Genomic DNA, 5,502 nt, shown 5'->3' with positions numbered 1-5,502 from the left:
GGCAAGCAGCCAGTTCTTCGGAACAAACTCTTCGGAGTTATCAAGCGCTCACAAAAACAGTAATGAGGAAGAATTTATTCTTCTTGATTCCGTCAAGTGAGTGAGTAGTCGAAAGACTTTAAATTTAAGATCGAACTATAGAGTTTGATCCTGGCTCAGATTGAACGCTGGCGGCATGCTTTACACATGCAAGTCGAACGGCAGCACGGACTTCGGTCTGGTGGCGAGTGGCGAACGGGTGAGTAATACATCGGAACGTGCCTAGTAGTGGGGGATAACTACTCGAAAGAGTAGCTAATACCGCATGAGATCTACGGATGAAAGCAGGGGACCCTCGGGCCTTGTGCTACTAGAGCGGCTGATGGCAGATTAGGTAGTTGGTGGGATAAAAGCTTACCAAGCCTGTGATCTGTAGCTGGTCTGAGAGGACGACCAGCCACACTGGGACTGAGACACGGCCCAGACTCCTACGGGAGGCAGCAGTGGGGAATTTTGGACAATGGGCGAAAGCCTGATCCAGCAATGCCGCGTGCAGGATGAAGGCCCTCGGGTTGTAAACTGCTTTTGTACGGAACGAAAAGCCTGAGGCTAATATCCTCGGGTCATGACGGTACCGTAAGAATAAGCACCGGCTAACTACGTGCCAGCAGCCGCGGTAATACGTAGGGTGCAAGCGTTAATCGGAATTACTGGGCGTAAAGCGTGCGCAGGCGGTTTTGTAAGACAGTGGTGAAATCCCCGGGCTCAACCTGGGAACTGCCATTGTGACTGCAAGGCTGGAGTGCGGCAGAGGGGGATGGAATTCCGCGTGTAGCAGTGAAATGCGTAGATATGCGGAGGAACACCGATGGCGAAGGCAATCCCCTGGGCCTGCACTGACGCTCATGCACGAAAGCGTGGGGAGCAAACAGGATTAGATACCCTGGTAGTCCACGCCCTAAACGATGTCAACTGGTTGTTGGGAATTAACTTTCTCAGTAACGAAGCTAACGCGTGAAGTTGACCGCCTGGGGAGTACGGCCGCAAGGTTAAAACTCAAAGGAATTGACGGGGACCCGCACAAGCGGTGGATGATGTGGTTTAATTCGATGCAACGCGAAAAACCTTACCCACCTTTGACATGGCAGGAACTTACCAGAGATGGTTTGGTGCTCGAAAGAGAACCTGCACACAGGTGCTGCATGGCTGTCGTCAGCTCGTGTCGTGAGATGTTGGGTTAAGTCCCGCAACGAGCGCAACCCTTGCCATTAGTTGCTACATTCAGTTGAGCACTCTAATGGGACTGCCGGTGACAAACCGGAGGAAGGTGGGGATGACGTCAAGTCCTCATGGCCCTTATAGGTGGGGCTACACACGTCATACAATGGCTGGTACAAAGGGTTGCCAACCCGCGAGGGGGAGCTAATCCCATAAAGCCAGTCGTAGTCCGGATCGCAGTCTGCAACTCGACTGCGTGAAGTCGGAATCGCTAGTAATCGTGGATCAGAATGTCACGGTGAATACGTTCCCGGGTCTTGTACACACCGCCCGTCACACCATGGGAGCGGGTCTCGCCAGAAGTAGGTAGCCTAACCGCAAGGAGGGCGCTTACCACGGCGGGGTTCGTGACTGGGGTGAAGTCGTAACAAGGTAGCCGTATCGGAAGGTGCGGCTGGATCACCTCCTTTCTGGAAAAATGCTGCTTCAATTGAACGTCCACACTTATCGGTTGTTGGAACAAGCCAAAGCCTGGTGAGCAAGAAGAAATTCTTGCAGCCAAGTTGAGGAATGGGTCTGTAGCTCAGCTGGTTAGAGCACTGTGTTGATAACGCAGGGGTCGTTGGTTCGAGCCCAACTAGACCCACCAAGATTCCAATGTCTGGTTCGAGGATCCCGGGGGATTAGCTCAGCTGGGAGAGCACCTGCTTTGCAAGCAGGGGGTCGTCGGTTCGATCCCGTCATCCTCCACCAAAAATGATAGTGATCAGCAGTTGCTGTAGTGCTACAATCGAAGGCTTCCCAATACAAAAGCAGTCTTGCAAAGACTGCTTTTGTATTGAGATTTCATCTCAATAGGCTGTTCTTTAAAAATTCATAGAGTCGAAATCAGCGTTGCTGGTGGAAAGCGAAATCGAAAGATATTCGCACCGTGCCGCCAGCAACATTTTGATTGCGTCAAAACAGATATTTTGCGAATGCAAATTTATCTAGTAATGACGAATATTCTCTAAGCTGCATCGAAAGATGCAGCCAAAGATATTCACATTACGGCATAACGCGTGAGGTGCAAGACCTCACCAGTCTTTGAAATCTAGAGCTTTGTGCTTCGCAAGAGGCGTCAAAGTTATAGGGTCAAGTGACTAAGAGCATATGGTGGATGCCTTGGCGATGATAGGCGACGAAAGACGTGATAGCCTGCGATAAGCTTCGGGGAGCTGGCAAATAAGCTTTGATCCGGAGATTTCTGAATGGGGGAACCCACCTCGCAAGAGGTATCGCATACTGAATACATAGGTATGCGAAGCGAACCTGGAGAACTGAAACATCTAAGTACCCAGAGGAAAAGACATCAACCGAGATTCCGATAGTAGTGGCGAGCGAATTCGGAAGAGCCTTGCAGTGATAGTCGAGCGGTTAACAAAATGGCATGGAAAGGCCAACCATAGTGGGTGATAGTCCCGTATGTGAAAACCGATCGGTGGTACTAGGCTGCAGACAAGTAGGGCGGGGCACGAGAAACCCTGTCTGAATATGGGGGGACCATCCTCCAAGGCTAAATACTCATCATCGACCGATAGTGAACCAGTACCGTGAGGGAAAGGCGAAAAGAACCCCGGGAGGGGAGTGAAATAGATCCTGAAACCGTATGCTTACAAAAAGTCGGAGCCTCGTAAGGGGTGACGGCGTACCTTTTGTATAATGGGTCAGCGACTTACATTCAGTGGCAAGCTTAACCGAATAGGGGAGGCGAAGAGAAATCGAGTCCGAATAGGGCGACTAGTCGCTGGGTGTAGACCCGAAACCAAGTGATCTATCCATGGCCAGGATGAAGGTGCCGTAACAGGTACTGGAGGTCCGAACCCACTAATGTTGCAAAATTAGGGGATGAGCTGTGGATAGGGGTGAAAGGCTAAACAAACTTGGAAATAGCTGGTTCTCTCCGAAAACTATTTAGGTAGTGCCTCAAGTATTACCGTCGGGGGTAGAGCACTGTTTAGGCTAGGGGGTCATGGCGACTTACCAAACCTATGCAAACTCCGAATACCGACGAGTACAGCTTGGGAGACAGAGCACCGGGTGCTAACGTCCGGACTCAAGAGGGAAACAACCCAGACCGCCAGCTAAGGTCCCTAAAATTGGCTAAGTGGGAAACGAAGTGGGAAGGCTAAAACAGTCAGGATGTTGGCTTAGAAGCAGCCATCATTTAAAGAAAGCGTAATAGCTCACTGATCGAGTCGTCCTGCGCGGAAGATGTAACGGGGCTAAGCCAGTTACCGAAGCTGCGGATGCACAGTTTACTGTGCGTGGTAGGAGAGCGTTCTGTAAGCCTGTGAAGGTGTCTGGTAACGGATGCTGGAGGTATCAGAAGTGCGAATGCTGACATGAGTAGCGTTAAAGGGGGTGAAAAGCCCCCTCGCCGTAAGCGCAAGGTTTCCTACGCAACGTTCATCGGCGTAGGGTAAGTCGGCCCCTAAGGCGAGGCAGAGATGCGTAGCTGATGGGAAACAGGTCAATATTCCTGTACCGATATGTAGTGCGATGTGGGGACGGAGAAGGTTAGCTCAGCCAACTGTTGGATATGTTGGTTCAAGCCTGTAGTCATGCCTGGTAGGCAAATCCGCCAGGCTTAGATGAGGGGTGATAAGGAGTCTGCTTGCAGACGAACTGAGTGATACCCTGCTTCCAGGAAAAGCCACTAAGCTTCAGCTACATACGACCGTACCGCAAACCGACACTGGTGCGCGAGATGAGTATTCTAAGGCGCTTGAGAGAACTCAGGAGAAGGAACTCGGCAAATTGACACCGTAACTTCGGGAGAAGGTGTACCCCAAGTCAGTGAAGTTGTACAAACGGAGCTAAAAGGGGTTGCAAAAAATTGGTGGCTGCGACTGTTTAATAAAAACACAGCACTCTGCAAACACGAAAGTGGACGTATAGGGTGTGACGCCTGCCCGGTGCTGGAAGATTAAATGATGGGGTGCAAGCTCTTGATTGAAGTCCCAGTAAACGGCGGCCGTAACTATAACGGTCCTAAGGTAGCGAAATTCCTTGTCGGGTAAGTTCCGACCTGCACGAATGGCGTAACGATGGCCACACTGTCTCCTCCTGAGACTCAGCGAAGTTGAAATGTTTGTGATGATGCAATCTCCCCGCGGAAAGACGGAAAGACCCCATGAACCTTTACTGTAGCTTTGTATTGGACTTTGAACGGATCTGTGTAGGATAGGTGGGAGGCTTTGAAGTGAGGACGCTAGTTCTCATGGAGCCAACGTTGAAATACCACCCTGGTGCGTTTGAGGTTCTAACCTTGGTCCATTATCTGGATCGGGGACAGTGCATGGTAGGCAGTTTGACTGGGGCGGTCTCCTCCCAAAGCGTAACGGAGGAGTTCGAAGGTACGCTAGTTACGGTCGGACATCGTGACGATAGTGCAATGGCATAAGCGTGCTTAACTGCGAGACTGACAAGTCGAGCAGATGCGAAAGCAGGACATAGTGATCCGGTGGTTCTGTATGGAAGGGCCATCGCTCAACGGATAAAAGGTACTCTGGGGATAACAGGCTGATACCGCCCAAGAGTTCATATCGACGGCGGTGTTTGGCACCTCGATGTCGGCTCATCTCATCCTGGGGCTGTAGTCGGTCCCAAGGGTATGGCTGTTCGCCATTTAAAGAGGTACGTGAGCTGGGTTTAAAACGTCGTGAGACAGTTTGGTCCCTATCTTCCGTGGGCGCTGCAGATTTGAGGAAGCCTGCTCCTAGTACGAGAGGACCGGAGTGGACACACCTCTGGTGTACCTGTTGTCACGCCAGTGGCATCGCAGGGTAGCTAAGTGTGGAAGAGATAACCGCTGAAAGCATCTAAGCGGGAAACTCGTTTCAAGATGAGATCTGCCGGGGCCTTGAGCCCCCTGAAGGGTCGTTGTAGACCACGACGTTGATAGGTTGGGTGTGGAAGCGCAGCAATGCGTTAAGCTAACCAATACTAATTGCCCGTGCGGCTTGACCCTATAACTTTGGGTTAAAGCTCAGAAAATAAAAGACTGAACAGATTGAAAAATCGTTCAAGTTATGCCGAAAAGGCGCAATCGAAAAGCTGATTGAAGACTCTATGAATTCGTTGGAGCGAGAGGAAAGTCATTCAGAAGTGAATGGCAACTGATCGATCTGACAAAAAGTTTATGCCTGATGACCATAGCAAGTTGGTACCACTCCTTCCCATCCCGAACAGGACAGTGAAACGACTTTGCGCCGATGATAGTGCGGGTTCCCGTGTGAAAGTAGGTCATCGTCAGGCTCTTAC

At 50.9% G+C, this 5,502-nt stretch carries 2 tRNA genes and 3 rRNA genes; all 5 read left to right on the top strand.

Annotated features, from left to right (window positions below):
- The first annotated feature begins 132 nt into the window (after positions 1–132).
- The 5 genes from AC2I9W_RS17495 (at position 133) to rrf (ending at position 5,496) form a co-directional block, all read left to right on the top strand.
- Positions 133–1,667 (top strand): 16S ribosomal RNA (locus tag AC2I9W_RS17495).
- Between the two features lie 102 nt (positions 1,668–1,769).
- Positions 1,770–1,846: transfer RNA gene (locus AC2I9W_RS17490), tRNA-Ile, on the top strand.
- Between the two features lie 28 nt (positions 1,847–1,874).
- Positions 1,875–1,950 (top strand) — tRNA-Ala (locus tag AC2I9W_RS17485).
- 379 nt (positions 1,951–2,329) lie between these two features.
- Positions 2,330–5,209: ribosomal RNA gene (locus AC2I9W_RS17480) — 23S ribosomal RNA — on the top strand.
- Between the two features lie 174 nt (positions 5,210–5,383).
- Positions 5,384–5,496: ribosomal RNA gene (gene rrf / locus AC2I9W_RS17475) — 5S ribosomal RNA — on the top strand.
- The 16S, 23S and 5S rRNA genes sit together here with 2 tRNA genes alongside, the layout of an rRNA operon.
- Positions 5,497–5,502 lie beyond the last annotated feature (6 nt).

The sequence above is a fragment of the Comamonas sp. FUJ_7 genome (assembly GCF_057369555.1).
The sequence above is the reverse complement of the archived record's forward strand: the minus strand, read 5'-3'. Positions and strand labels throughout refer to the sequence as shown.